The sequence below is a fragment of the Actinomadura macra NBRC 14102 genome (assembly GCF_001552215.1).
GTDB lineage: Bacteria > Actinomycetota > Actinomycetes > Streptosporangiales > Streptosporangiaceae > Spirillospora > Spirillospora macra.
Genome location: NZ_BCQT01000020.1, coordinates 71,966 through 96,824 on the forward strand (window position 1 = coordinate 71,966; position 24,859 = coordinate 96,824).

Annotated in this window: 28 protein-coding genes; 16 read left to right on the plus strand and 12 right to left on the minus strand. The window is 70.4% G+C overall.

Features of this window, described 5'->3' with window-relative positions; genetic code table 11:
* Positions 1 to 213: 213 nt before the first annotated feature.
* From AMA02S_RS45310 to AMA02S_RS31990, 3 genes are all read right to left on the minus strand, one after another.
* Positions 214 to 471: a hypothetical protein gene (locus AMA02S_RS45310; RefSeq protein ID WP_157430943.1), complete on the minus strand. Its 258-nt coding sequence runs from the start codon at positions 469 to 471 to the stop codon at positions 214 to 216.
* Positions 472 to 794: 323 nt separating this feature from the next.
* Entirely contained in the window at positions 795 to 2,012 is a 1,218-nt protein-coding gene (locus AMA02S_RS31985) for an alpha/beta hydrolase family protein (protein ID WP_157430944.1), read from the minus strand.
* 967 nt (positions 2,013 to 2,979) lie between these two features.
* On the minus strand, positions 2,980 to 4,467 hold the full coding sequence (locus tag AMA02S_RS31990) for an aldehyde dehydrogenase (protein WP_067465915.1): 1,488 nt from the start codon (positions 4,465 to 4,467) through the stop codon (positions 2,980 to 2,982).
* A gap of 200 nt (positions 4,468 to 4,667) precedes the next feature.
* Between AMA02S_RS31990 and AMA02S_RS31995 the strand changes: the two genes are divergently transcribed.
* From AMA02S_RS31995 to AMA02S_RS32055, 13 genes are all read left to right on the plus strand, one after another.
* The gene (locus AMA02S_RS31995; protein WP_067465918.1) at positions 4,668 to 5,183 is read left to right on the plus strand and encodes a cupin domain-containing protein; all 516 of its coding nucleotides are present in this window, start codon (positions 4,668 to 4,670) and stop codon (positions 5,181 to 5,183) included.
* Positions 5,184 to 5,229: 46 nt separating this feature from the next.
* Positions 5,230 to 6,183, plus strand: coding sequence for a PDR/VanB family oxidoreductase (locus AMA02S_RS32000; RefSeq protein WP_067465921.1), 954 nt, complete (start codon positions 5,230 to 5,232; stop codon positions 6,181 to 6,183).
* Positions 6,184 to 6,268: 85 nt separating this feature from the next.
* Positions 6,269 to 7,207, plus strand: a complete 939-nt coding sequence (locus tag AMA02S_RS32005; protein ID WP_067465924.1) for a VOC family protein — start codon at positions 6,269 to 6,271, stop codon at positions 7,205 to 7,207.
* Positions 7,204 to 8,031, plus strand: a complete 828-nt coding sequence (locus tag AMA02S_RS32010) for an aspartate dehydrogenase domain-containing protein (protein WP_067465926.1) — start codon at positions 7,204 to 7,206, stop codon at positions 8,029 to 8,031. Before AMA02S_RS32005 ends, AMA02S_RS32010 begins: the two co-directional genes overlap by 4 nt.
* Positions 8,028 to 8,861 (plus strand): alpha/beta fold hydrolase, encoded by an 834-nt coding sequence (locus AMA02S_RS32015; protein WP_067465929.1) that lies wholly within the window; start codon positions 8,028 to 8,030, stop codon positions 8,859 to 8,861. Before AMA02S_RS32010 ends, AMA02S_RS32015 begins: the two co-directional genes overlap by 4 nt.
* Positions 8,858 to 9,598 carry an SDR family oxidoreductase gene (locus tag AMA02S_RS32020; protein WP_067465932.1) on the plus strand — a complete coding sequence of 247 codons (741 nt, stop codon included), beginning with the start codon at positions 8,858 to 8,860 and terminating at the stop codon, positions 9,596 to 9,598. The genes AMA02S_RS32015 and AMA02S_RS32020 overlap by 4 nt, the downstream gene beginning before the upstream one ends.
* Positions 9,599 to 9,644: 46 nt before the next feature.
* Positions 9,645 to 10,436, plus strand: coding sequence for an SDR family oxidoreductase (locus AMA02S_RS32025; protein ID WP_067465935.1), 792 nt, complete (start codon positions 9,645 to 9,647; stop codon positions 10,434 to 10,436).
* A 34-nt stretch (positions 10,437 to 10,470) separates the two neighbouring features.
* The gene (locus AMA02S_RS32030; protein ID WP_067465939.1) at positions 10,471 to 12,138 is read left to right on the plus strand and encodes a thiamine pyrophosphate-binding protein; all 1,668 of its coding nucleotides are present in this window, start codon (positions 10,471 to 10,473) and stop codon (positions 12,136 to 12,138) included.
* Between the two features lie 2 nt (positions 12,139 to 12,140).
* Positions 12,141 to 12,734: an alpha/beta fold hydrolase gene (locus AMA02S_RS42295; protein ID WP_157430945.1), complete on the plus strand. Its 594-nt coding sequence runs from the start codon at positions 12,141 to 12,143 to the stop codon at positions 12,732 to 12,734.
* Complete coding sequence (locus AMA02S_RS32040; protein ID WP_067465942.1) at positions 12,731 to 12,967, plus strand: recombinase-like helix-turn-helix domain-containing protein; 237 nt, start codon at positions 12,731 to 12,733, stop codon at positions 12,965 to 12,967. Before AMA02S_RS42295 ends, AMA02S_RS32040 begins: the two co-directional genes overlap by 4 nt.
* Before the next feature lies 1 nt (position 12,968).
* Positions 12,969 to 14,027 (plus strand): Rieske 2Fe-2S domain-containing protein, encoded by a 1,059-nt coding sequence (locus AMA02S_RS32045; protein ID WP_067465945.1) that lies wholly within the window; start codon positions 12,969 to 12,971, stop codon positions 14,025 to 14,027.
* A 26-nt stretch (positions 14,028 to 14,053) separates the two neighbouring features.
* Positions 14,054 to 14,410, plus strand: a complete 357-nt coding sequence (locus AMA02S_RS32050) for a hypothetical protein (RefSeq protein WP_067465948.1) — start codon at positions 14,054 to 14,056, stop codon at positions 14,408 to 14,410.
* The gene (locus tag AMA02S_RS32055) at positions 14,407 to 14,808 is read left to right on the plus strand and encodes a RidA family protein (RefSeq protein WP_067465952.1); all 402 of its coding nucleotides are present in this window, start codon (positions 14,407 to 14,409) and stop codon (positions 14,806 to 14,808) included. Before AMA02S_RS32050 ends, AMA02S_RS32055 begins: the two co-directional genes overlap by 4 nt.
* On the opposite strand, the gene AMA02S_RS43655 is transcribed toward AMA02S_RS32055, so the two are convergent.
* Positions 14,783 to 15,052: a hypothetical protein gene (locus AMA02S_RS43655; RefSeq protein WP_067465955.1), complete on the minus strand. Its 270-nt coding sequence runs from the start codon at positions 15,050 to 15,052 to the stop codon at positions 14,783 to 14,785. The two genes, AMA02S_RS32055 and AMA02S_RS43655, sit on opposite strands and share 26 nt — an antisense overlap.
* Positions 15,053 to 15,177: 125 nt before the next feature.
* Here AMA02S_RS43655 and AMA02S_RS43055 point away from each other — a divergent pair, with 125 nt between their 5' ends.
* Positions 15,178 to 15,324 (plus strand): hypothetical protein, encoded by a 147-nt coding sequence (locus tag AMA02S_RS43055; RefSeq protein WP_169806927.1) that lies wholly within the window; start codon positions 15,178 to 15,180, stop codon positions 15,322 to 15,324.
* A gap of 152 nt (positions 15,325 to 15,476) precedes the next feature.
* On the opposite strand, the gene AMA02S_RS32065 is transcribed toward AMA02S_RS43055, so the two are convergent.
* From AMA02S_RS32065 to AMA02S_RS32080, 4 genes are read right to left on the minus strand one after another with little or no spacing between them, the layout of a single operon-like run.
* Positions 15,477 to 16,277, minus strand: coding sequence for an ABC transporter ATP-binding protein (locus tag AMA02S_RS32065; RefSeq protein WP_067465958.1), 801 nt, complete (start codon positions 16,275 to 16,277; stop codon positions 15,477 to 15,479).
* On the minus strand, positions 16,270 to 17,184 hold the full coding sequence (locus AMA02S_RS32070) for an ABC transporter permease (protein ID WP_218005188.1): 915 nt from the start codon (positions 17,182 to 17,184) through the stop codon (positions 16,270 to 16,272). Before AMA02S_RS32070 ends, AMA02S_RS32065 begins: the two co-directional genes overlap by 8 nt.
* Positions 17,181 to 17,972 carry an ABC transporter permease gene (locus AMA02S_RS32075; RefSeq protein ID WP_067465964.1) on the minus strand — a complete coding sequence of 264 codons (792 nt, stop codon included), beginning with the start codon at positions 17,970 to 17,972 and terminating at the stop codon, positions 17,181 to 17,183. Before AMA02S_RS32075 ends, AMA02S_RS32070 begins: the two co-directional genes overlap by 4 nt.
* A 3-nt stretch (positions 17,973 to 17,975) precedes the next feature.
* On the minus strand, positions 17,976 to 18,944 hold the full coding sequence (locus AMA02S_RS32080; RefSeq protein WP_067465967.1) for an ABC transporter substrate-binding protein: 969 nt from the start codon (positions 18,942 to 18,944) through the stop codon (positions 17,976 to 17,978).
* A 252-nt stretch (positions 18,945 to 19,196) separates the two neighbouring features.
* On the opposite strand from AMA02S_RS32080, the gene AMA02S_RS32085 reads away from it, so the two are divergent.
* Both AMA02S_RS32085 and AMA02S_RS45145 read left to right on the plus strand, forming a co-directional pair.
* Entirely contained in the window at positions 19,197 to 19,745 is a 549-nt protein-coding gene (locus tag AMA02S_RS32085) for a MarR family winged helix-turn-helix transcriptional regulator (protein WP_084265821.1), read from the plus strand.
* Between the two features lie 415 nt (positions 19,746 to 20,160).
* Entirely contained in the window at positions 20,161 to 20,361 is a 201-nt protein-coding gene (locus AMA02S_RS45145) for a helix-turn-helix domain-containing protein (protein ID WP_084265822.1), read from the plus strand.
* A 180-nt stretch (positions 20,362 to 20,541) separates the two neighbouring features.
* Here the strand turns inward: AMA02S_RS45145 and AMA02S_RS32090 are convergent, their stop codons facing one another.
* From AMA02S_RS32090 to AMA02S_RS32105, 4 genes are all read right to left on the minus strand, one after another.
* Positions 20,542 to 22,134, minus strand: coding sequence for an FAD-dependent oxidoreductase (locus tag AMA02S_RS32090; protein WP_067465973.1), 1,593 nt, complete (start codon positions 22,132 to 22,134; stop codon positions 20,542 to 20,544).
* Positions 22,118 to 22,543, minus strand: coding sequence for a thioredoxin (gene trxA, locus AMA02S_RS32095; protein WP_067465975.1), 426 nt, complete (start codon positions 22,541 to 22,543; stop codon positions 22,118 to 22,120). The genes AMA02S_RS32090 and trxA overlap by 17 nt, the downstream gene beginning before the upstream one ends.
* A 40-nt stretch (positions 22,544 to 22,583) precedes the next feature.
* A complete protein-coding gene (locus AMA02S_RS32100) occupies positions 22,584 to 23,033 on the minus strand; it encodes an Hsp20/alpha crystallin family protein (RefSeq protein WP_067465978.1) in 450 nt (149 codons plus the stop codon).
* Between the two features lie 103 nt (positions 23,034 to 23,136).
* Positions 23,137 to 24,711: a Na+/H+ antiporter gene (locus AMA02S_RS32105; RefSeq protein ID WP_067465981.1), complete on the minus strand. Its 1,575-nt coding sequence runs from the start codon at positions 24,709 to 24,711 to the stop codon at positions 23,137 to 23,139.
* Positions 24,712 to 24,859 lie beyond the last annotated feature (148 nt).

Here is a 24,859-nt window from a genome sequence, read left to right on the forward strand (position 1 = left end):
AATTGGCGGTTTCTCGCACCCTTCGCAGGCGCTGTTCCTGCGTCCGACGGACACTCTGAGTGCCGATAGCACTGCTCGGCCTTCGAGTTGGCGGTGCTTGGCGACGGGGCGACTGAGGAGCATAGGTTCTCCTACGCGGACTTCTCGCTTTAGATGGTTTCGGCCCGGCTTCCGGCATCCCCTTGTGGTGCCGACATCGTTGACCAGCCTTCTTCACTGGATTTTTGCAGAGAGTCCCGCGATCAGTTCTCGCCCGGCAGCGTGCCATGAGCGAATGATGCGACCGACCATCGATTGATCACAATGCAGAATTGCACACAAACTCATCATGTGGGTCACTTCAATCAGCGTTACCTCAGCGTCCTCACCCGCCAGTTCCCACGCCCGCCGGCGTGCCCCCGCCCGCGCCGTGCGGATCGCCCGCGACGCCTGAGGTCCGGCCTCGGCAAGCGCTTTGACCAGCCGTGACACTGTCGGATCGGACGCCACCGGCCCGAACAACCGCGACGAAGATCGCAGTCCTGCGATGTCGCAAGGCAGTCCTCGCTCAGCGCCAGCGCGACCGCACGATCCGCCACGATCTTCCCCAGTTCGTGCACCGCCCGCGGCGCCCGCCACCGCGCGAGCGCCCGCGACAAGCCGCGATCTTGGCGTTCCGGCGTTTAGTCTGCACGTGAAAAGTGCTCCCGAACTCGGACGGACAGGACCTTCAGCAAGCCCTGTCCTCCCAGTTCAGGAGCACTTTTCTCAGGTCAACCACAAGGCGACACCCACGCCCCCGCGAAAGCGGGAGGCTAGTTGCAGTCGTTGGGAATTGCCTCGCCCTTGAGCATGTCGGCGGCGAGGTCGAAGGGGGTGCCACCGCTCTGCGCCGCGGGGATGACACCGGAGTGGTTGGCGTCCGGGAACTCCTTGTAGTAGATGTCGGCGCCCCGGGTGCACAGATTGCGGATCATCCGCTTGGTCGTCGGTGGCTTGACAGTGGACTCGTCCTTGCCGCCTTGGAAGATGGCGACCGGTACACGCATGGTCAGCGAGGACGGATCTTGTGCCTTGATGTAGCTCATCAGCTTGTCGGCGTCCGGACCTTTGGTCAGGTACTGACCCGGCTGGAGTTGCGGGAGTCCGAACAGTGCACCGATGCATTCGGTACGAGCCTTGCTCAGCTGCGGCTTCATCGGGTCGGCCACCAGCTTGTTCAGGTCGATCCCAGGATTGACGGCCCACGCTGCGAGTGCGGTCACCGAGATGTAGGGTTGCGCTCCTTGAGCGACCGGTTCGCCGTTCAGCACATCGCGGAAGAACTTCTCCACGCCCGGGCCGGTGGGGGCATATGCGATCGCGCCGCGCAGTCTCAAGTGCCCCCTCGTGGCCGACGAGGTACCGGCGGCCCACACTGCGGTTCCGCCGCCTTCGCTGTGACCGGCCAGGATCCAGTCGTCAGCGAGTTTGTGGCTGATGTCGTGCGCGGCCGTCACGGCGTTGATCGCCGCGTCCGCGTTGCTGCGTCCGTGCAAGAGAGGCCGCGGCGCCGCCTGCCCCCAACCGACGTAGTCGGTGCGTACGACCGCGTAACCGCGTGCCAGCCATTCGTTGAGCGTGGCGTCGAGGGAACGGCCCCCCAGCAGCGACGGCGCGCACTGCGGAGCGAAACCCGACGTACCGGGCGCCCAGCCGAGAACGGGGAAGCCGCGGCGCGGCGCGGTGCCGCGCGGCAGGTCCAGTCGGCCGTAGGTCACGGTCTTCTCTCCCGATGACCCGGTCGAAACGTAGGAGAACGAATAGCTCTTGGCTGCTGCCGACATCCCGTTGCCGCTCGCTGCACGTACGGTGAGTAGCTGACCAGGCCTCACCTCGGTTTTGGGCACATTTCCGCGAGACGATGTGAGGTATTGGGGTTCGGCGGCGTTGACTCGCGAGACCAGGTGGTGCTGCCCGTGACTCGCGGCCACGATCGATAGTCCGGCCAGGGTGATGAACGACGTAGCCGCTACTGCCGAAAACAGTCGCATCGGACCCTCCTAATCGGTTTCTTGATGGGGTTGTTGGTCACTGGACCAAAACGCGTTACAGCACGAGCTGCCAGCGGATTTGGAGTCTCGGTTCACGACGTCGGAAGGTCGCCGAGATGGGATCCGGCCCCTGCCGGAATGAGCCGATGAGGGAAGACGTCGTCTACGCCGGGTCGCGGATCAGCACTCGCCCAAGGAATGCGGCGACTCATTGCTGGGATACAGGCGACCAACATGGCCACCAGGCTGCGGCTGACCTTGACCGAGATGTCCGCGGACATGGACAGAGCCGAGGTCGCGAGCTGGATCCGAGCGGATCGAGCGGATCGCGGCGATGGACGGCGACATCCTGGCCTCCGATCGTGTGCCACTTTGTTCAGAGCAAAGACTCTTATAGGTGAGAGAACTTGTCAACCCCAATCGAGTGTTCGGCGTCGGATCGGCATCTCCCGCAGGAAGGAGTGCCAGCTCAGCCGGTACGTGCGGAGGTGACAAAGCGCAGGGGTGGGTCTGAGGGGTGCCCGCGTTGGCATCGAAACATCTCAGCGTTAATTCATCCCTGGCTCGAAAGGAGAAGAGTCGTGGGCCTGCGGCCCCTGCCCATCGCACGGCCGGAGCACGTCCCCTCAGCCTCATCGCCACCACCCGGACGTTGGCCTGCGCGGCCCGGTCCCACCGTCCGCCGACATCCGCGACACCCGGAACCGCAGGGCGACCAGTCGTCGGCGGCCCCGGCCGCGAACATCTGCGCGGCGGCCGGCCGCGCCTGTGCCGCTCGAATCTTGGGTGAGGCCGGGCGATCCCAGGGCCTCCACTCAAGACCACCCGTCCGGAGCCTGGCGAAGCTGCCACCATGCGAGGCCGGGCTACAACGGATCGTCGATCACCCGCCGAACGCCTGGCGTTTGTGAGGGCTTACCGATTGGCGGCTGAGGGTGGCCAGGGATCGGTTGAGATGTGACCACACTTACTGGCCGCCGGCCCAGGGGAGGGGATGGTCGCCGAGGTCCCAGTACAGGCTCTTCTGGCGCATGTACGACTTGATGCCCTCGCGGCCCTTCTCGGTGCCCAGGCCGCTGGCCTTGTGGCCGCTGAACGGGGTGGAGATGCTGAACTGCTTGTATGTGTTGATCCACACGGTGCCGGCGTCGATGGCGCGCGCGATCCGGTAGGCGCGGCGGTAGTCCCGGGTCCAGATGCCGCATGCGAGCCCGTAGTCGTTGTCGTTGGCCTGCCGTACCAGGTCCGCCTCGTCGGCGAACGGCAGGACGACCGCGACCGGCCCGAAGATCTCCTCACGGCAGATCGGCGCGTCGTTGGAGACTCCCGCGAGCACCGTCGGCAGGTAGTAGGCGCCGCCGTCGTAGACGCCGCCCAGCGGGATCGAGCCGCCGCACAGCACCCGCGCCCCCTCGGTCACTGCGGCCTCCACCATCCGCGCCACCCGGTCGCGGTGCTCGCCGGTGACCAGCGGCGCCACCTGGGTAGAGGGGTCGGTGCCGGGCCCCACCCGCAGCCGCCGCGTCCGGGACACCAGTGTGCCGACGAAGTCCTGGTAGACGCTCTCGTGGACGAACACTCGCGAGCCGGCGACGCAGCTTTGCCCGGTGGAGGAGAAGATGCCGAACAGCACCCCGGCGATGGCCCGCTCGACATCGGCGTCGGGGAAAACGATGGTCGGCGACTTGCCGCCCAGTTCCAGGGTGACGGGCATGATCTTGTCGGCCGCCAGCCTGCCGATGGCCCGTCCGGTGGCCGTGCCCCCGGTGAAGGAGACCTTGCCGACCAGCGGGTGCCGGACGATCGCGTCCCCGACGACCCGGCCGGAGCCGGGGAGTACCGACAGCAGCCCGGCCGGCAGGCCCGCCCGCTCGCAGACCCGGGCCAGCAGCAGTGACACGCATGGCGCCCAGACCGAGGGTTTCAGCACGACCGCGTTGCCCGCCGCCAGCGCCGGCGCCGCCTTCTGCGCGTCGCTGGCGATCGGGGAGTTCCACGGCGTGATCGCGCCGACAACGCCGTACGGTTCGTGTGCGGTCATGGTGAGGTAGGGGCCCCGGGAGGGGGTGACCGCCTCCTCCATCGTCTCCAGCGCGGCGGCCATGAAGCGGAAGGTGCCGGCGGCGCTCAGCGCGAGGGCGCGCGTCTCGGCCAGCGTCTTACCGGTGTCCGTCGTCTGCACTGCCGAGATCTCCTCCGCGGTCGCGGCGATCGCATCACCGATCGCGCGGAGCACGGCGGCGCGCTCGTGCGGCAGCGCGTCCCGCCAGCCGCTGTCATCGGCGGCGGCTCGGCCGCGGGTCACCGCGTTCTCCACGTCGTCCACCGAGGCGCCGTGGAACCGGTGGAAGACGCGGCCGGTGGCGGGGTCGACGGCCTCGATCGGTTCGCCGCCGCCGCGCTCCCAGCGCCCGCCGACGAAGATCTCGTCGGCGCCGAGTGGTACCTTCCTCACCTGTTGTCTCCTTAGATTAAAGATACTTACCTCTTAGATTCGACCACCTGAGTGCGCTCAGCGCACCCATGCTCGGCGGGACTTCAAGCAGGAACTCCGTACAAGGGAGAGGCTTCAGTGCCCGGTTGACTCCCTCAGGTTGCGCGATCCATGATAGAAGTAGCTTAGCACTGAGGCAAAAATGACTGAGGGGAGCCCGAATGAGCACCGTGGAGACGCACACCGACCTCGAGACGCTGATCGATGCGTGCATCGCCTCGCGGGAGAGCCGTTACGAGGACTGGGACACGCTGGGCTTCCAGGCGGCGGCCGGCGGCGACCGGTTCCGGCGTGGCCAGATCCGCTACATCGGCTCGGGTGCCACTGGGAACCACGAGGACGACGCCCGCACCCTCCCGGCCGAGCACTTCACCTTCTCCAACATGCGCCTGCCCGCCGGCGCCGTCGGCCCCGAGCACACCCACCACGACGCCGAGGAGGTCTTCTTCGTGCTGGAGGGGACGCTGGAGGTCGCGCTGCACGACGTCGAGGACGGAACCAAGACAGCGAAGCGGGTGCTGGGCTACCGCGACCTGATCCGGGTGCCCGCCGGGGTGCCGCGCAGCCTCAGGAACGTGGGCGAGACGGACGCGCTGTTCTGCGTCGTCATCGGCTCCCGCAAGCCGCGGCTGCCGACCTATCCCGAGTCCTCCGAGATGTACGGCGTCACGCGCTGACCGCGCGCATGCGTTCATGGGCGAGCACAGTCCGGGAGGCCCAGCCATGAGTAACGACGAGTCGCGGTCGCTCCAAGTCACCCAGATGACCTGGGAGGCGGAGGGCGTCTTGAGCCTGCGCCTCGCCGACCCGTCCGGGAGGCCGCTGCCCGCCTGGGAGCCCGGTGCCCACCTCTCCCTCGGGCTGGGCGGCGGGCTCACGCGGGAGTACTCGCTGTGCTCGCGCCCGGACGACAGGACCGGATGGGCGGTGGCGGTGCTGCGCGAGCCCGCCTCGCGCGGCGGCAGCGCGTACGTGCACGAGCGGCTGCGGGTGGGCGAGATCGTCACCGTGACCGGCCCCCGCAACACCTTCGCGCTCGAACCGGCGAGCGGCTACCTGCTGGTGGCCGGTGGCATCGGGATCACCCCGATCCTGGCCATGGCCCGCGACCTGCACGCCCGGGGGGCCAACTGGCGGATGCTGTACGCGGGCCGGTCACGGCCGCGCATGGCCTTCGTCGGCGAGTTGCTCGCCCTCGGCGCCGACCGCGTCGTCCTGCACGAGGACGACGTCGCCGGCGGCCCACCGCCGCTCGCGGACCTTCTCGCCGATCCCGATCCCGGCACGCTGGTCTACTGCTGCGGCCCGGAGGCCATGATCCGGTCCGCGGAGGAGGCGCTGCGCGGCAGGGGGTGCCTGCGCATCGAGCGTTTCAGGGCGCCCGAGCCGAGCGTTCCCGCGGGCGGCGACGCGCCGTTCGACATCGTCTGCGCCCGGTCGGACGTCCGCGTCACCGTGCCCGCCAGTACCAGCGCGCTGGCCGCGCTGGCCGCCTCGGGGATCGACGTGCCCAGCTCGTGTACCGAGGGCATCTGCGGCACCTGCGAGATGAAGGTCCTGGCCGGAGCGGTCGACCATCGCGACTTCCTGCTGTCGGAGGACGAGCGTGCGGCGGGAGCCACGATGTTCGTCTGCGTCTCCCGGGCCACGGGATCGGAGATCACGCTCGACGTCTGACGTCGGCCCGCTTCCCCCCAGGCCGGTCTGTCCCGCCCCGCCCGGCCGTCTCGCCCACCGGCCGCCCCCGAACGAAGGAATCCCGATGACTTTCGAACCCGGCCCCCCGGTCGCGCTCCCGCACTCGCTGTGCTCGGTGACCCTGCTCATGCCCGATCCCGGAACGGCCGCCGACTTCTACACCGAGGCATGGGGGCTGTCGGCCGTCGAGCGCGACGGCACCGCCGCCTGGCTGCGCGGCACCGGCACCGAGCACCACATCCTGCACCTGGCCCACGGCGAGCGGAACGCGCTGGGCAAGATCGCATTCGCACTGCGCACCCGCCGGGAGGTCGACGACGCCGCCCGCGCGCTGGCCGCGCTGGACGTCCCGGTCGTGCGCGAGCCGGGCCCGCTGGACGGCGCCGGCGGCGGGTACGGGCTCTGGTTCGTCGACCCGGAGGGACGGCTGGTCGAGCTGTCGGTCGAGCTGGAGGCCGTGCCCTACCGGGACATCCGCGGCCGGGAGGCCGTGCCGCGCAAGCTCGCGCACGCCGTCCTCAACACCGTGGACATCGACGCGACGACCGGGTTCTACACCCGGGTCCTCGGCATGCGGGTGTCGGACTGGTCCGAGCACCAGATGTCGTTCCTGCGCTGCAACTCCGACCACCACGTGATCGCCTTCAACCAGGCGCCGTGGACGTCCCTTAACCACGTGGCCTACGAGCTGCCGTCCATCGATCACTTCATGCGCGGCATCGGCAAGCTCAAGCGCGCCGGCATCGCCCCGATGTGGGGGCCTGGACGGCACGGGCCGGGCGACAACACCTTCTCCTACTTCACCGACCCGGCGGGGCTGGTCTGCGAGTACACCTCCGAGGTCGCGCAGATCGACGAGGACGCCTGGCTGTGCCGGGTGTGGCCGCGCACCCCCGAGCTGTCCGACCAGTGGGGCACCGCCGGGCCGCCTCCCGCGTCGGTGCGCGAGCACATGGCGGGCATCCCCGATCCCGGATACTTCGGCCGCGCGGGGGACCGGTGAGCCCCGGCCGGGTTCCGCTGCGGGTCGTGGTCCTCGGGCGCGGCGCGATCGGGCGGCCGGTCGCGCTGGCCCTCGCCGCCGGGCACGTGGAGGGCGCCCGCCTGGCCGGGGTGTTCGACTCCCGCGGGGGTGTCAGGTACGAGCAGGGCGTGCCGCCGTTTCCGGCCGACGGCGCGCCGCTGCCGCCGGAGTCGCTGCCGGAGACGGCCGACCTGGTCGTGGAGGCGGCGGGGCACCCGGTGCTGGAGGACCTCGGCGCGCGGGTGGTGGCCTGCGGCATCGACCTGCTCGCCGTCTCGGTCGGCGCGCTGTGCGCCCCGGCGGCCAGGTCCGTGCTGACCGGGGGGCCCGGCCGGCTCTACTTGTCGACCGGCGCGATCGGCGGGCTGGAGGTGATCCGGGCGCTGGCCGAGTCCGGCGCGCTGCGCCGCGTGCGGATCGAGACCACCAAGCGCGCCACGACACTGGTCCAACCCTGGATGGACGAGGCGGAACGGGAGCGGCTGCGCACCCTGGCAGCCCCCGTCGAGCTGCTGCGCGGTTCTCCGGCCACGGTCGCCCGTGCGTTCCCCAGATCGGCCAACGTCGCGGCCTCGGTGGCGAGCGCCGCCGGAAACTGGGACCTGGTGGAGGCCGTCGTGCGAGCCGATCCCGCCTGCGCCGACACCGTCCACCGCATCGAGGTCGGCAGCGACGCGGGCGAGCACTCGTTCCAGATCAGGAACGTGCCCTCCCCGGACAATCCCGCGACGAGCGCGCTGGTCCCGCACGCGGTGCTGAGGGCGATCCGCGACATCGCCGGACGGGCGGTGACGCTGATATGACCACGTTCGACGGCGCCGCCTGGGGCGCCGGCGTCCGGCACCGGGGCATCGCCGCCCGGGTCGCGGGTGACGGGCCGCCGGTCATGTTGCTGCACGGCATCGGAGGCCGCGCTGACGGCTTCCGCGCGGTGGCGCAACGGCTGGTCTCGGCGGGTTTCCGCGTCATCGCGTGGGACGCGCCAGGCTACGGCGAGTCCGACGACGGTCCCGTCCCGGCGAATGTCCAGGGGTACGCGGCCGCCGTGGTGGACTTGCTGGCGGCGCTGGACGCCTCGCCCGCGCACCTGGCGGGAGTGTCCTGGGGTGGTGTGATCGCCACCCGCGTCGCGGTGGAGAACCCGGAGTCGCTGCGCACGCTCACCCTCATCGACAGCACCCGTGGCTCGGGTGTGGACGCTGACAGGGCACGGGCCATGCGGGATCGGGCAGCGGAGCTGGAGGTGCTCGGCGCGCCCGAGTTCGCCCGGCGGCGCAGCCCGCGCCTTACCCGGCCGGACGCCGACCCCACCGTCCTCGCCGAGGTCGAGCGGCACATGGGCACCGTGCGGCTGCCCGGCTACCGGGGCGCGGCCGAGATGATGGCCGGCACCGACCACGGCGACCTCCTCGCCGCCATCGAGATCCCCACGTTGGTTCTCGTCGGCGAGCATGACCGGGTGACCGGAGTGCCCGAGGCGCGGCTGCTGGCCCGGCGCATCCCGGGTGCCGCTTTCGAGATCGTCCCGCGCGCCGGGCACGCTGCGTCCCAGGAGCGGCCCGAACTCGTCGCCGGTCACCTCGCCGCCTTCATGGCCGCTGCGGGTTCCCGGCGGGGGAGGGCGGCTCGATGAGCGAGGCGCTGGTGGTCGTCACGGGGGCGGGACGCGGGCTGGGCTTGGCGATCGCCGAACGCCTGGGCGCGGCGGGAGCCCGGATCGTCGTCGCGGAACTGCGTCCCGAGCTGGCCGAGCGCGGCTGTGCGGCGCTGGCCGGGCGGGGGATCGCCGTCCACCGGGTGGACACCGACGTGGCCGACCCCGGCTCCGTCGAGCGGCTGGCCGCCGAGGTCGAGGCGCTGGGCGGCGCCACCGGCCTGGTCAACAACGCCGCGCTGGCCGACGGGGTGGGCGGGCTGCCGTTTCACGCCCTGGACGTGGAGTCCTTCGACCGTGTCCTGACCGTCAACGTCCGGGGGCTCTGGCTGGTGTCGCGCGCCCTGTACGCGCAGCTCGCCCGCAGCGGAGGGGCGATCGTGAACATGGTGTCCGACGCGGCGCTGTACGGGTCGCCCAGGCTGGCCCACTACGTCGCGTCCAAGGGCGCGGTTGCGGCGATGACCAGGAGCATGGCCCGCGATGCCGGGCCTGATGGGGTACGGGTGAACGCCGTGGCCCCCGGACTCGTCCGCGGCGAGGCCACCGAGACCGTCCCGCGAGAGCGGTACGAGCTCTACGAGCGCAACCGGGTGCTGCCGCGCGACCAGGAACCGCGAGACGTCGCCGGTGCCGTGACCTTCCTGCTGTCACCCGACGCGGGCTACATCACCGGCCAGACGCTCGTCGTGGACGGCGGCTTCGTCATGCACTGAGGCGTGCTTCGGGGAAAGCGCTCAGGTCATCGGTGGAGAGGATGAGATGGATCTTGGACTGAACGGCCGCGCTGTCGTGGTGACCGGCGCCAGCTCGGGCATCGGGCTGGCCACGGCCCGGATGCTTCTGGCAGAGGGCGCCGCCGTCGCGGCTTGCGCGCGCGACGGCGATCGGCTGCGCGCCGCGCTCGCTCCGTACGCCGAGGCGGGCCCGGGCAGGCTGCACGCCGCCTCCTGCGATGTGACCCGCGCCGAGCAGGTCGAGGAGTTCGTCGCGGCGTCCGCCGGGGCGCTGGGCGGCAGGATCGACGGGCTGGTGTGCAACGCCGGGCGGTCGCTGATGGCGCCGCTGGACGAGACGACCGACGACCAGATCCGCGCCGAGTTCGAGCTGAAGATCTTCGGCACGCTGCATGCGGTCCGGGCCGCCCGCCCCCATCTGGCGGACTCCGCGGACGCCTCGATCGTTGTCGTGAACGCGATCCTGGCGCGCCAGCCGGAGGCGCGGCTGGCCGTCACCTCGTCCGCGCGGGCGGCGCTGCTCAACCTGACCCGCACGCTGGCGGGCACGCTGGGCCCGCAGGGGACCCGTGTCAACTCGGTACTGCTCGGGCTGATCGACACCGGCCAGTGGCGGCGCCGCCACCGGGCCGCGGCCGGTGGGCTCGGCTACAAGGAATGGACCCGCGAGCTGGCCGCGGACCGGGGCATCCCGCTCGGTCGGCTGGGCCGGCCCGAGGAGGTCGCGTTTCCCATCGTCTCGCTGCTGTCCCCGCTGTCCGGCTACACCACCGGCGCGACCCTCGACATCGGCGGCGGCATCGCCAGGCACGCCTGACCGTCCACCGCCCGCGACCCTTCAGGAGGAAAGCATGTCCCCCCCAGCCGCCCGCCGCGCCAGCGGCGGCGACATCCTCGTCGCCCTGCTCGAAGAGCACGGCGTGGAGTGCGCGTTCGGCGTCGTCAGCGTGCACAACCTGCCGCTGGTCGAGGCGATCGAACGCCGGTTGCGCTTCGTGCCAGTCCGGCATGAGGCCGCCGCCGTCAACGCCGCGGACGGCTACGCGCGGGCGGGCGGCGCGTTCGGCGTCGCGATCACCAGCACCGGCACGGGCGCGGGCAACGCGGCCGGTTCGCTGGTGGAGGCGTTGACGGCGGGCAGCCGGGTGCTGCACGTGACGGGGCAGATCGAGAGCGAGTTCCTGGGGGCGGGACGGGGGGTGATCCACGAGGTCCCCCGGCAGCCGCAGATGCTGGCCGCGGTGTCCCGCTTCACCGCCACCGTCCGGCGTGCGCGGGACGCGCGGCGGGTCCTGCGCGAGGCCATCGACGACCTGCTGACCGCACCGTACGCACCCGCCAGTGTGGAATGGCCCATCGACCTTCAGTACGCGGCCTCGCCCGCTGACCAGGACGGCGGCGCGCCGCCCTCGGCGTCACCGGGCCCGGCTCCCGTACGGGACGGCGCCGCACTGGCCCGGGCGGCCCGGCTGCTGACGGCGGCCGAGCGCCCGCTGATCTGGGCGGGCGGCGGCGCGCGATCCGCCGGACCCGCGCTGGGCGAGCTGGCCGAACGCCTCGGCGCGGGCCTGCTGACCAGCAACGCCGGCCGGGGAACGGTGCCCGAGGACCACGAGCTGGTGCTGGGCAATTTCGCCGCCCGTCCCGAGCTCGCTCCATTGATCGCCGACGCGGACCTACTGCTCAGCATCGGCACGCACTTCCGCTCCAACGAGACCCGGCATTACGGGCTCGAACCGCCGCGCACCCATGTGCAGATCGACCTCGATCCGGCCGCCATCGGCAGGGTGTACCCGGTCACCGAGGGCATCGCCGCGGAGGCCGCCGAGGCCCTGCCGGCGCTGCTGGCGGCCCTGGGTCCGCCGGTCGCCGATCCCGCCTGGCGGCGCCGGGTGATCGACACGCGCGCGCGAGCGCGGCGGGCGCTGGGCGAGGAGATCGGCGCCTACCGGGAGGTCTGCGCGTCCCTGCGGGCCCGGCTGCCGCGCGCGTCGGTGGTTGCCCGGGACGTGACGATCCCGTCCTCCTCGTGGGGCAACCGGCTGCTGGAGATCTACGATTCGCGCACCAACATCTTCCCGCTGGGCGGCGGCATCGGCCAGGGCCTGGCCATGGGGATCGGCGCGGCCCTCGCCCGCCCGGACGCCCCCACGGCCGTGCTCGCCGGCGACGGCGGCCTCGCCGTGCACCTGGGCGAGCTGGCCACGCTCGCAGAAGCCGCCCCGTGGTGCGTACTGATCGTCTTCAACGACGGCGGCTACGGGGTTCTGCGCAACATGCAGGACGAGCATGTCGGCCGGCGCTCGGGCGTGGACCTGCTGACCCCGGACTTCGCCCTCCTCGCGGCCTCGGTCGGCCTGCCGTACGAGCTGGCACTTAGCGCGGCGCAGTTCGACGCCGCCCTGGAGAAGGCGCTCGCCCTGCGCGCCCCCTTCGTCCTGGAGGTCGACGTCACCGCCCTCAGCCCGGCGCCGCGCCCGTTCGTCCCTCCCGTCCACGTCCCCCACACCACGGAGTGATCATGGAGACCCGTAGGACGGGCATCGTGCTCCGCTTGCACAGCGCCGACGCCGCACAGGGCTGGACGCCACCCGAGGCACGCGAGGTCCCGAGCCGCACCGTCGTGCTTCCGGAGGGCGCCGGCCTTGACGAGAGGGCCGCGACGGCCGCGGCCACGATCGAGGAACTCGGGACGCCCGCGCACGTCCTGGCCACCGGCGAGGACGGGGCTGTCGCCGTCCGGCTGGCGACCACCCGGCCCGAGCTGGTGGCGAGCCTGCTGCTGGCCGACTGCGATCCGGTCACCCGCTGGGGCGACGTCACGCCCGAGCTGCCCGTCGTCGCCGTGCCCGCACTGGTGCTGTGCGCGGCCCGGGACGGCGGGACGGGCCCCGGCGGCACGTCCGGGATCGCGGCCTCGCAGCGGCTCGCGGGAGAGATCGACAACGGTGTCTTCGTCCTGATCGACCACGCCGACCCCCCGGCGCACGCCACCCGGCCCCTCTCGGTCGGCGCCTGGATCGGCTCCTTCGTGGCCATTGTCAACGGCCTGGCGGCGCTGGCTCCGCGCGTCGTCCCCGCATCGGTACCCACGCCCCATGGAGAGGAACAATGAGCGACCCCTATCTGGAACCCCACCAATATCTGGAGCCCCACCAAACTCGTGAGGGCGAGCTGTCCCCGTACGAGCACAAGCTGGCCGGGCTCCTCCAGGAGGTCTTCGCGAGCGGAGCCTACGAGCTGGGCCGGCTCGTCCAGGGGCTCAACGAGCGCGGCTCGCGGTCGCCCGCGGGGGAGCCCTGGACCGAAGAGTCGTTCCGCACCGAGATCGCCAGGCTGGGGGCCTGACATGACGACGACACAGCGAATCACGCCGGGCCGCAACGTCGGCCCCCTGACCTACGACGAGCTGCGGGCCACCGGCCTGCGCGACCGCTGGTACCCGGTGCTGCCGTCGCGCATGGTCGGTGACGGCGAGATGCGCAAGGTGACCCGGCTCGGCAAGGACTGGCTGTTGTTCCGCACCTCGCGGGGCACGCTGTCCATGCTGGCCGACCGGTGCCCGCACCGCAACGCCCCGTTGTCGGCCGGGCAGCACCTCGGCGACCGGGTGATGTGCCAGTACCACGGGGTCGAGGTCGACGGCACCGGCACCGTGCGCAAGGTGCCGGGCATGCCGGGCTGCGCGCTGGAGGGCAAGCAGGCCGCGATCAGCCTGGAGGTCGTCGAGGCCGCCGACACGATCTTCGCCTTCTTTCCGGCGATCCCCGCGACCAAGGCGCCCGAGTTCGTCCTGCCCGACCGGCTGGCCGATCCGCAGGTCGCGTACTTTCCCAACTACGCCGAGTGGCGGACGCCCTGGCGGTTCTACCTCGACAACGTGCTCGACCCGATGCACGGGACCTTCCTGCACCGGCAGTCGCACTCGATGTTCGCCGGCGACACCTCCGCGCGGTTCCGCATCAGGGAGACCGAGCGCGGGTTCTTCTTCGAGAAGACCGACCAGGTGGGCAAGAACTTCGACTGGGTCGAGTTCGTCGACCACGCCGCTCTGCACTACGTGGACCTGCAGATCCCGTACGGCCCCGAGGGAGGCCCCGGCGGCCCGTTCGGCATCGTCGGCATGGTCACCCCCATCACCTCGGCCGAGTCCGCCGTCTTCCACTGGCGCACCCGGCGGGTCGGCGGCTGGGAGCGGGACGTGTGGCGGTTCCTCTACCGGGCGGCCCTGGAGCAGAAGCACTGGGCCGTGCTTGAACAGGACCGCGACATGCTCGAACGGATGGCGCCCGACGCCGACCAGGGCGAGCACATGTACCAGCACGACCTCGGCGTGGCCCGCATCAGGCGGATGTACGACACCGCCGCCAGGGCGCAGGCCGAGCGGATCCTCCAACACGCCAAGTGATCAGCGGAACAGGAGAGGGCGCGCTCATGCCGGGCGACACGATGATGCTGACGGTGTTCCTGCGGCACGACCAGTCGCAGAACATCGACCAGATCCACGGCAAGCTGGACGAACGGGACTGGTGGACCGGCTTCCCGCCGGAGGGCTGCGAGATCGTGTCCTGGGTGGTGGCGATGGGCATCGGCCAGATCGTCACGCTCCGCCTGCCCGTCGCCGAGCTCAACCTGGTCAACGTCGAGCTGGAACGGCGCGCCTGGGGCGTGTTCTCCACCGATTTCTACCCTACCTACGACTTCGTCCCGGTCCGCGAACGCCTCACCCGGGAATTCGCCGAACGCAAGCGCGCGGCGGCGAACGACAACGCATCGGAGGTGCCGGCATGACCGCCGTACGCTCGCCCCAGGTCGCCGAGCCGCCCAGGTCGACGATGTTCAGTAACGCCCGGGTGGTCGGCGGGCACTTCTACTCCTCCGGCATGCACGCCGGGGACGACGCCGGGGGAGTCCTGGGCGACGGCTCCACCTACGACCAGACCCGGCAGACGCTGCTGAAGATCCGGCACCTGCTCGCCGCGGCGGGCGGCCGGATGGACGACATCGTCACCCTGCGCGTCTACGTCACCGACATCGGTGAGAAGGCCGAGGTCGGCCGGGCTCGCGCCGAGTTCTTCACCGGCGACTTCCCCTGCTCCACCCTGGTCGAGGTCAGCCGCCTGGTGGAGCCCGGCCTCACCGTCGAGATCGAGGCCGAGGCCGTCATCGGCGGCTCCGCCGCCTCCTGATCCCGGTCACGACGGTCACGACCGGGGGATGCGAGGGGAGCGGGCGTCCAGGACGGTGAGGACCCGTTCGGGACATGGTGAGGGCCGTGAGCTGGGCGCCGGTGGCGGCGGCGATGGCCTGGGCGATGGCGGGGGCCGCCGGGAGCGTGGTGCCCTCGCCCATTCCGTTGGTCCCGAACGGGCCGGCGCCATGGCCCTGCTCCTGGGTGATTGAGGCGAAGCGGACGGGGATGTCCTCGGCCATCGGCACCTTGGCCTGGCCGGTCCCGGCGGGTGCCGTCCCGCCCCGAGATCTGAGCCGTCACTTCAGTCCTCTCCAGCCACTGGAAGCCGCCCCGTTCGACCGCAGCACCCGGTCGGCCGGACCGGGTGCGTCAGCAGGGCCCCGATCCGCAGCCCATCACCGTCCCGGCGTACCCGACGCAGCTCGGCCAGGCCCGCGACGGGACGATGCACGCCGATGGTCGCAGGGCCGCCCTGAACCGCGCGGTCAGGTCGGTCATGCCCGCCACGTAGACCCCGCCGGGCCGGGCCTCGCGCGGCGACGGCCTCAGGCCACGGTAGCGGGAGCACCAGCTCGAAGGGGGCGAGGGCCCACTGGCTGCCGACGACCAGCCCGGCTCCGAGCACCGGATTGCGCATGCGCTCTCCCGCCCTCCCACCTCGGGTCACGCATGGGCGGAGACATCGTCCTCGGCGGGCTGCCCGACTCCGCGCAGCAGCCCTAGCACCCGCGTCCGGATCCGGACGAACTCCGGTTCCTGCTTGGTGGTGATCTGGTCACGCGGCCGGGGCAGCCCGACGTCGATCACCTCGGTGACGACGCTGGGCGCACGGGACATCACGATGATGGTGTCGGCCAGGTAGACGCTCTCGTCGATGTCGTGCGTGACCACCAGCACGGTGATGTTCAGCCGGGCCTGGATCTGCAGCAGGAGGTCCTCCAGGCCGGCACGGGTCTGGGCGTCCACCGACGCGTATGGCTCATCCATGACCAGCAGGTGGGGGCGGCAGGCCAGCGCGCGGGCGATGGCCACGCGCTGCTGCATGCCTCCAGACATCTGCCACGGGTAGAGGCGCTCCTTGCCGGCCAGGCCGACAGCCTCGATGCTCTCCCGTACGATCTCGCGCCGTTCGCCCTTGGGCAGGTGGCCGAGCGGGAAGGCGATGTTGGCCCCCACGCGCATCCACGGGAACAGCGAGCGCGAGTAGTCCTGGAACACCATCGCCAGGTCGTCGGGGACGCCGTCCACCGGCGACCCCTCGAAGACGACCTCGCCTGTGGTCGGCTTGTCCAGGCCGCTGATGATCCGCAGCAGCGTCGTCTTGCCCGCCCCGGAGGGGCCGACGATGCAGGTGACCTTGTCCGCCGGGATCCGGGCCGTGATGTCGGCGATCGCGGTGTGGGTCCCGAACGTCCTGGAGACCTCCTTGATCTCCAGCTCCGCGGGCACGCGCACGTCAGTCATGCTGTGAGGACTCCCCTCGATGCCAGGCAAGCGTCCGGCGTTCGATACGGATGAGGACGACGTTGAGGACCACGCCGACCACGGCCAGCGTCACCAGGATCGTCCAGAACGCGACGTAGTCGAAGTTCCGCTGGGTCGTGACGAGCAGGTAGCCGAGGCCGTTCTTGGACTTCTGTAGTTCCGAGATGATCATCAGGATCAGCGACAGCGACAGCGCGATCCGGGCCCCCGCGAAGATCTTCGGCGATGCCCCGGCGAGGACGACCCGGACGAGCGCCCGCCGCGCCGGGATCTTGAACACCTCCACCACCTGGGCCCGTACGGCGCCGATCGAGTGCACGCCGTCGATGGTGTTGAACAGGATGGGCCAGACGACCCCGAAGGCGATGAGCAGGATCTTCGGCCAGTCTCCCGTGCCGAACAGGAAGAAGAACACCCCCAGCAGCGCCGGGGTCGGCAGGGATCGGCCCAGGTGGATCAGCGGCTCGCAGAGTGCCGCCATCACCGGCCAGATCCCCAGGGCGACGCCGATGACGACGCCCGTCACCAGGGCGAGGAGGAAGCCCAGCAGGGCGCGGCCCAGGCTGGGGAGCAGGTGGTCCCACGCCACCTCGCCGAGGAACAGCCTTGACGGCCGGGTGCTCAGGAAGTCCTGGAAGAACCGGGGGAACACGTCCTGCGGCGGCGCGATGAAAAGCCCCCAGGTCTCGTGCCGCGAGCACAGCCACCACAGGAGCAGCAGGACCGCCGGCGCGATCAGCCGCCAGGCCGTTCCGCCGAGCAACCCGGCCGTGCGCGAGCCGTTTCCGGGCCGGGAGGCCGCTGCGGGATCGGCCGCGGCAGGACTGGGCTCGGCGGAACGCGTCGCGGCGGAAGGAGACGCGGCGGGAGGCGGCGCGGCGCTCACTGGGCCAGTCCCTTCCGCCAACCGAACGCCAGCTTGTCGATCGCCGCGAACGCCATGCTGACCAGCACCCCCAGCAGGCCCGCCACCAGCGTGGCGGCGTACACCAGGTCCAGGTTGGTGGCGCTGGTGCTTTTCACCAGGATGTAGCCGCCGATGCCGGACCCGTTGCCGATCAGCAGCTCCGCGCTCACCGCGACGATGAGGCCGATGGAGGCGGCGACCCTGACACCGGTGAAGACGAATGGCAGCGCGCTGGGCAGCCTGATCTTGGCGATGATGCCCAGCGGGGAGATGTGCAGGGTACGGGCCGTCTGCACCGCCACCGCCTCCACCGCCCGCACCCCGTAGATCGTGTTGAACAAAATCGGCCACAGGCACGCCACCGCCACCGTGAGCGACAGCGGCAGCATGCCCGAGCCCAGCAGCAGCACCAGCAGCGGCCCCACCGCGATCGAGGGAAGCGGGCGCAACAGCTCCACCGTGGGCTCGAACATGACGAACACCCTGGTGATCGCCCCCATGAGCCCGCCCAGCACGACGCCGACGGCGGTGGCGATCCCCACCCCCAGCATCCATTCCCGCAGGGTGAAGAAGACCTGCTCGAGGAACTCGCCGTCGGCCAGCAGACCGCCCGCCCGCTCCAGCACGGCGCTGGGCAGCGGGACGCCCGCGGCGGTGATCACCCCGCCGCGCACCAGCGCCTCGGCCAGGACTCCGGCGCCGACGACCCCAGCCACGCCGAGCGCGGCGCGCGCCCTGCCGCCGATGTCCTCCCTGATGAGCCGCATCCCTCAGCCCTTGCCAGGGACAAAGGTGTACTCGGACGCGCGGTACCCCTTCTTGACGAGCCCGAGCCGGATCAGCGTGTCGGCGACCCGCTGCAGCTTCTCCACCGAGTTCTCCGACTCGAAGATCGGCAGCCTCATCACCTCGGCCGCCTCCTTCGAGGTGTTGGACACCGACGGGATCCACGCGCGGAACTCGGCCTCCTTGGAGCTCATGTCCTTCGACGCGGCGTTGATCGCCCGCTGCACGGCCTCGGTGGTCCGGGGACTGGTCTTGGCGAACATTGTGCTGATCACGAACGTGGCCGCGGGCAGCGCCCGGTTCGGGCCGTTGGTGAGGTCGACGACCGGCCGCAGGCGCTCCTTCCGCGCCGCGGTGGCGAACGGCTCGGGCAGGTATCCCGCCTGGATGGACCCGCTCTTGACGCCATTGATCATTTCTGGGAAGGGCACCTCGACCCACTTGGGCTTCACGTTGAGGCCCATGGAGGTCGCTAGGTTCTTGAATGTGACGTCGCCGATGTTGTTGACGGTGTTGACGCCGATGGTCTTTCCGTCGAGCCCGTTGATGTCCTTGATGGGTGAATCCGGCTTCACGAAGATCGTGTTGGTGCCGGGGCCGAGGCTCGAGGTGATCGCGATCGTCTTGATCGGGGCGCCCTTGTCACTGGCGATGGAGGAGCTGATCGAGTTCGAGAAGCTGACCTCGAGCTCGTTCGAGACGACTTTCTGGACGCCCACCGGGCCGCCCTGGATGGGCTGGAGGGTGACATTCAGCCCCTCTTTCTTGAAGAATCCCTTCTGATCGGCCCAATAGACGGCCGCGTAGTCAGCGAGGGGGAGCACGCCGATCTTGATGTCGGTCTTCTCGAGTCCACTGCCGCCGTTGGAGCCGCCGTCCGAGCCGCCGCAGCCCGAAGCCGCCAGGCCCATCGTCGCGACCATCGCCGCAGCAACCCAACGTTTGAACCTCATGGAGTGCTCCTGCCGGAACGGAGGGGAATATCGCCTGATCAGGGCTCTGATCAGGGCTAGAGTCTAAGCAGCCTTACCGCTAAGATGTCAAGACCTAACTATTTTCCGCAGAGCGTGCGGCTCCGGGTCATCGTCGGCACCGATGCCAAGAACGCCTCTCAAACCCCATATACTCCTGATGCCAGCAGCGTGGAGGCGCCCGCCGGTGGCCCCTGCCGGTCGGCGCGTTCCCTCACCGCTTAGGAGATTTCTGTGACGTCTCGGCACCCGTCCGCGGACCTTGTCGACCTCATCGTTGAGCAGTGGGGCCGGGAGCGGCCCGACCTCGACACGGGCAGCATCAGGGTGCTGGGACGCCTCCACCGCTGCGATCTGCGCTACCAGGCGCTGGTGTCGGAGGTACTGGGCCGCTACAACCTCACCACGGCCGCGTTCGACGTCCTGGCGTCCCTGCGCCGCAGCGGACCGACCTACCGGCGCACGGCCGGCGAGCTGGCGCAGATCGGGCTGATCACCACGGGCGGGCTGACCCAGCGCATCGATCGGCTGGTGAGCGCCGGGCTCGTGCGGCGCACCAAGGACGAGAACGACCGGCGCATCGTCTACATCGAGCTGACCAAGAAGGGGCACGAGCTGATCGACCGGGTGGTGGAGATCCACTTCAGCGCCCAGGAGCGGATGCTCTCCGCTCTGAGCCGACCCGAGCGCCTCCAACTCGGCCGCCTGCTGGCCAGGCTTGAGGTCTCCCTGGAGGTCTTCGAACATCTCCGCGACGAAGAGGAAGCGCACTCCGGAGCCTGACCAGGCTACTGCCGGCCGTCCCCGGTGTTGCGGACGCTCGGCAAGCTGTGCCACCGGCTGTCGGTCGTGCCGGCCACGGCGCATGCGTGGGAGTTCTGGTGGAGGGCAAGGCCGAGACGTCCGGTCCAGTGCTGGGCGGCGCCGGAGAGGCCGGCCTGTCGTGAGCCGTGCAGACGACGTACCGTTCGGCGGGTGCGGATTGGGTGAGTTGACGGCCGCGCTGATGGGGTCACGCGTCTGTAGGGAAGGGGCATAACAACCTGGTTTGCCGCTGCGGAGACTCTGGAGCGCCGCGGGTTGGGTGCAGGCCCTGATCCCTGGAAGGTGAGGGGCTATGGCACCCAAGGAAGTGTTCCGCTGAGCTGCGTGAACGCGCGGTCCGGATGGTTTTGAGCTACGTGAGAAGACCGGGACGATCGCCTGGGTCGCCGACGCCGAACGAGGCTGGCACGCCGCCAAAGTGGAGGACATCGCCACGGCCTCCGGCGTGAGCGCCGCCACCGCCTACAACCACTTCAGGACCAAGCACTCCCTAATCGGCTCCGCCTACGCGCCAGTCCTGAACTGGCTGATCGAGGCGGCAGCCGCGCGATCAAGAGCGGAAACCCGCCCATAGCCGCCGTCAGGCAGCACATCGAACAGGGCCACGGCCGCCTCCAGCAGGGCGGTGCGAGTGCGCAGCCTCTTGGTCTGGGCGCTGATCGTGGAGAGAGCTGCCAGGCCGAGGGCCTAGCTGGCGCTGTCCAGGCTCGACAGCAGTGCCGCGACCACCGCTCATCTCACTCCCGACGGCCGGTCACCGGTTCAGGCGCTCGAACGCCAGGCGGACGGCCATCGCGCCCTCTCCCACTGCCGAGGCGACCCGCTTGATCGAGCCGCTCCGCACGTCGCCGGCGGCCAGCACGCCGGGCAGGCTGGTCTCCAACGGCAGGGCCTGCGGGCCGCCGGTGCGCACGTATCCCTTGTCGTCGAGGTCGACCGTGCCGGACAACCAGGCGACGCAGGGGTCGGCTCCGATGAAGACGAACAATGCGCGCACCTTGAAGCGGCGGATTTCACCGGTCCGCTTGTTCTCTGTAACGACTTCCTCCAAGAGATCGTGACCGTGCACTTCACGGATCTCGGTGCGCAGGAAGACGTCGATTGCGGGGCAATGCTCGATCCGATCGACGAGGTAGCGTGACATGTTCTCGCCGAGCTCCGCGCCCCGGACGAAGAGCAACACACGGGAGGCGTACCGGGCCAGGAACACGGCCGCCTGACCAGCCGAGTTGCCGCCCCCGACGATAGCCACCGGCACGTGCCGGCACTGCAGCGCCTCGACCTGGGTCGCCGCGAAGTACACGCCGGCGCCGTCGAAGTCGTCCAGGTGCGGGACGTCCAGTCGGCGATAGCGGGCGCCAGTCGCGATGACGACCGTACGGCCGGACAGCTGCCCGCCTCCGCCGAGGTCGACGATGTACCGGCCGTTGCCCGCCCGCAACGCCATGGCGTCGCCGGGCACGCGGAGCTTCGCTCCGAATTTCCCGGCCTGGATGACCGCTCGTTCGGCCAGCTCCGTGCCCGAGATGCCGGTGGGGAAACCGAGGTAGTTCTCGATCTTGGACGACGTGCCGGCCTGTCCACCGGTGGCGATGGCATCGACGACCATCGTGTCCAGGCCCTCCGAGGAGCCGTACACGGCCGCGGCCAGCCCGGCTGGGCCCGCGCCGATGACGAGCATGTCGTGTGCCGAGGAGGCCGGTGCCGGTGGCGGCGGCCCGAGCAGCCGGGGGAGTTCGTCATCTCCCGGATTGCGGAGCACCCGCTCACCGGACAGGATCACGACGGGTGTCTGCGACACCGGGACTCCGAGCTCCCTGAGCAGCGATTCGGCGTCCTTGTCATCCTCGACGTCGATCCATCGGTGCGGCAGCCGGTTGCGCACGGCGAAGTCGCGCAGTCGCCGGGAGCGGGGAGAGAACCGCGAGCCGATGATCCGCAGCCCGGCGCCCTGCTCGATGAGCAGGGAGCGGCGGATGAGGAACGCGCGCAGGACGAGGTCGCCGAACCAGGGTTCCCGGCCGGCCAACTCGCGCAGCCGTCGCGGCGGCACCGCGATCACCTCGCCGGGCTCCTCGACGCGGGCGGTGACGAACGCGGGCTGACCGGTCAGCAGGCCGAGCTCGCCGAGGAAGCGTCCGGACCCGTGCATGCGAATGACTTCGCCCTTGTCGAGCATCGCCACCGTCCCGGCCACGAGCAGGAAGAAGTCGTAGTCGCGGTCCCCGTCCGAGAAGAGGACGTCGCCGCCGCGGGTCAGACGTCGTTCCCCATATGCCGCGACCAGTCCGATCTGCTCCCGGTCGAGTCGGGGGTAGGCGCCGTACAGATCAGGTGTCTCTTTCAATGGCTTCCCTCACCCAGGTTCGGAGCGGACCGGGGGGTAGGGCGCCCGCTCTCCGGTCGATCAGCTTCCCGTCACGCATCAGCAGCAGTGTGGGAACGGCACGCACGGCGAAGCGCTCCTGGATCTTCGGCGCCCGGTCGATGTCGATCTTCACGACCTTCAGCCGCCCGGCCATCTCGTGGGCGATGCGCTCCAGTACCGGGCTGACCGTGCGGCACGGCGCGCACCATGTCGCCCACAGATCGACGATGACCGGGACCGAGGAGCGTTCGGCGACCTCGGTGAAATCCTCCTCCCCGGCGTCCGCGATCCACGGGAGCGGCCGGTGACAATTGCCGCAGACGGGACCGCCGTCGGCGGCGGACGGCACGCGGTTCTTCGTGCCGCAGTGCTCGCAACGGACGATCATCGGCCCCTCCCGGGGGTGTGGGGGATTGCCCGGTGTGGGGTCAGCCCTTGACCTCGATGTGGCGATCCTTCTCGGTCGTGGCCTTGGCGACCGTCACGGTGAGCACGCCGTCGCTGAGGTTCGCCTCGACCCGCTCGGCGTCGATGTCACCGGGCAGGTACACGCGGTACTCGAACCGGCCGGTGCGCCGCTGCTTGCGATGCCGCAGCCCACGACTCTCCCCTTCCTTGACCTCCCCTGTGATGGTCAGTTCCCGGTCGTGCAGCGATACGTCGATCTCGTCCTTCTTCAGGCCGGGAAGTTCGGTCTCGATCACGTAGGCGTCTTCGGTCTCGCTCACGTCCGCCGCCGGCGCCCAGGGCATCTCCGTAGCGGTACCGGCGAAGGCCGCGTTGACCAGCTGTTCCATCTGCTCGTAGAGGGGGTCGAACGCTCGCGGCCTCTGGGTGAGCATCGTGTCTCCGGGACGACGGATGCTGGGCAGTGCCATGTTCTGATCCTCTCGTTGGACGTTCCCTCAATGGGACTTTGCCCGTTCGGCCGGAGTGGCACATCCTCAGAGTTGACAGGTCTGGGACGCGCGTGACTCCCTGTCAGCCGACTTCCCGGATGTCGGGGTCCTCGAGATCGAGCCACCGGTCCACGGCTCGCAGGACCTCGGCACTGATCTCTCCTTGGGAGTAGAGCCGGCGCAGCTTCTCGCGCTGCGTTCGCACCAGTTCGCGGCGGAGGCCGAGGACGTCGGTGACCTCCTCGTCGAGGTCCTCGCCGGATTCGGTGCGGATCTGGTTGAGGAGCTCCTCGTACAACTGGCGGAAGGTCCTGGCGGTGCGATCGTCGACGCCGCCGCTCTCGATGATCTCGTCGAGCCGCGCCAGTGCGGCTTCCACCACGGCCTTCCGCGTCTCCTGGTACTCGATCCGGGCACGGTCGGACTCGGCCAGGCCGAGCCGCCTCAGGAGGCCGGGCAGCGGGGCCGCACACCCGATCAGGGTGATGAACACGACGGCGCCGATCACGAAGAGCCGCTCGCCGCGTCGTTCCGGTGGCAGGCCCGGCGCCGACACCGGAAGGGAGAGCACGATCGCCAGTGAGATCGCGCCCCGCATGCCGCTCCAGCCGATGACGAGCCGGTGGCGCCAGGGCAGGTGGTCGAAAGCGATGTGCCTGCCGGGCAGGTACCGGGAGAGCGGGAAGACGAGCTGTGTCCAGGCCAGCCGCAGGGCCACGACGACGGCCGTGACGGCGGCCGCGCCGAGGATCGCCGACGACCATGCCGCGCCGGTCAGGTCGCGCACGATGACGCGTGCCGCAAGGCCGAGCAGCACGAACAACGCCGACTCCAGGAGGAAGACCAGCACCTGCCAGAACAGCTGCCCGGGCAGCCTGGACGCCGGCTGGAGCAGGCCCTCTCCGCGGGTGCCGAGATAGAAGCCCGCGCAGACGGTGGCGAGCACCCCGGAGAAGCCGAGTTCGTCGGCCGGAACGAACGCGAGGTACGGCGTCAGCAGGGACACGACGATCTGGCTGCCGGGATCGCGGATCCGGCGGCGGAGGCGGGACGCGATGAAACCCACCGCCAAGCCGTACGCGACGCCGCCGGCGGTCACCTCGGCCAGCCGCGCGATGCCGTGGCCGATGCTGAAGGGCGCCGTCAGCGCCTCGACGGCCAGCACGAAGGCGGTGAGCGCGACGGCGTCGTTGATGAGGTTCTCCCCTTCGACGATGGTCACGATCCGGCCCGGCGCGTTCAGCCGCTTCATGATCGAGATCGCGGCCACGGGGTCGGTGGGGGCGACGGCGGCACCGAGGGCGATGGCCGCCGCCCATCCCAGGTCGGGCAGGATCCAACGCAGGACCGCGGCAACGGCGAAGGTGGTCACCGTCGTCAGGCCGATCGCAAGCGCCGTGATCGGAACGGCGTCCGCCTTCGCCTCGCGCGGGGCGCTGAAGAAGGCGGCGTAGTAGACGAGCGGGGGCAGGAAGCCCAGAAGCACCACGTCCGGTGGCGGCTCGATCTCGGGCATCCCAGGCAGGAACGCTGCCGCTGCCCCGAGCACGACGAGGAGGATGGCGTCGGGCACTCCTATACGCGCGGCCAGGGTCCGGGAGAGCAGTACCACGGCCGTGATGGCTAGGCCAGCGATGAACAGGGATTCCGGACCCATGATCGCGGCCTTCCCTGAAGAGGCCTGCCCAGCCGAAGACGAAGGTAGGGAATGTACAAGCGGAACCCATTCTCCGGCGACACCGCCCGGCCACCTCGAGGGTGCTCAGCGGCGGCGGCTACCCGTACTGAGGAAGCTTCTTGCGTCC

What these genes read in the sequence shown, in the direction of transcription:
- AMA02S_RS32105 (WP_067465981.1), bottom strand. Translation starts at nt 24,711, where the DNA reads ATGGGTCCGGAATCCCTGTTCATCGCTGGCCTAGCCATCACGGCCGTG.
- AMA02S_RS32075 (WP_067465964.1), bottom strand. Translation starts at nt 17,972, where the DNA reads ATGCGGCTCATCAGGGAGGACATCGGCGGCAGGGCGCGCGCCGCGCTC.
- AMA02S_RS42295 (WP_157430945.1), top strand. Translation starts at nt 12,141, where the DNA reads ATGGAGACCCGTAGGACGGGCATCGTGCTCCGCTTGCACAGCGCCGAC.
- AMA02S_RS32020 (WP_067465932.1), top strand. Translation starts at nt 8,858, where the DNA reads ATGAGCGAGGCGCTGGTGGTCGTCACGGGGGCGGGACGCGGGCTGGGC.
- AMA02S_RS32100 (WP_067465978.1), bottom strand. Translation starts at nt 23,033, where the DNA reads ATGGCACTGCCCAGCATCCGTCGTCCCGGAGACACGATGCTCACCCAG.
- AMA02S_RS32000 (WP_067465921.1), top strand. Translation starts at nt 5,230, where the DNA reads ATGAGTAACGACGAGTCGCGGTCGCTCCAAGTCACCCAGATGACCTGG.
- AMA02S_RS32030 (WP_067465939.1), top strand. Translation starts at nt 10,471, where the DNA reads ATGTCCCCCCCAGCCGCCCGCCGCGCCAGCGGCGGCGACATCCTCGTC.
- AMA02S_RS32050 (WP_067465948.1), top strand. Translation starts at nt 14,054, where the DNA reads ATGCCGGGCGACACGATGATGCTGACGGTGTTCCTGCGGCACGACCAG.
- AMA02S_RS32045 (WP_067465945.1), top strand. Translation starts at nt 12,969, where the DNA reads ATGACGACGACACAGCGAATCACGCCGGGCCGCAACGTCGGCCCCCTG.
- AMA02S_RS32015 (WP_067465929.1), top strand. Translation starts at nt 8,028, where the DNA reads ATGACCACGTTCGACGGCGCCGCCTGGGGCGCCGGCGTCCGGCACCGG.
- AMA02S_RS32065 (WP_067465958.1), bottom strand. Translation starts at nt 16,277, where the DNA reads ATGACTGACGTGCGCGTGCCCGCGGAGCTGGAGATCAAGGAGGTCTCC.
- AMA02S_RS32055 (WP_067465952.1), top strand. Translation starts at nt 14,407, where the DNA reads ATGACCGCCGTACGCTCGCCCCAGGTCGCCGAGCCGCCCAGGTCGACG.
- AMA02S_RS31995 (WP_067465918.1), top strand. Translation starts at nt 4,668, where the DNA reads ATGAGCACCGTGGAGACGCACACCGACCTCGAGACGCTGATCGATGCG.
- trxA (WP_067465975.1), bottom strand. Translation starts at nt 22,543, where the DNA reads ATGATCGTCCGTTGCGAGCACTGCGGCACGAAGAACCGCGTGCCGTCC.
- AMA02S_RS32025 (WP_067465935.1), top strand. Translation starts at nt 9,645, where the DNA reads ATGGATCTTGGACTGAACGGCCGCGCTGTCGTGGTGACCGGCGCCAGC.
- AMA02S_RS32005 (WP_067465924.1), top strand. Translation starts at nt 6,269, where the DNA reads ATGACTTTCGAACCCGGCCCCCCGGTCGCGCTCCCGCACTCGCTGTGC.
- AMA02S_RS32080 (WP_067465967.1), bottom strand. Translation starts at nt 18,944, where the DNA reads ATGAGGTTCAAACGTTGGGTTGCTGCGGCGATGGTCGCGACGATGGGC.
- AMA02S_RS31985 (WP_157430944.1), bottom strand. Translation starts at nt 2,012, where the DNA reads ATGCGACTGTTTTCGGCAGTAGCGGCTACGTCGTTCATCACCCTGGCC.
- AMA02S_RS32040 (WP_067465942.1), top strand. Translation starts at nt 12,731, where the DNA reads ATGAGCGACCCCTATCTGGAACCCCACCAATATCTGGAGCCCCACCAA.
- AMA02S_RS43655 (WP_067465955.1), bottom strand. Translation starts at nt 15,052, where the DNA reads ATGGCCGAGGACATCCCCGTCCGCTTCGCCTCAATCACCCAGGAGCAG.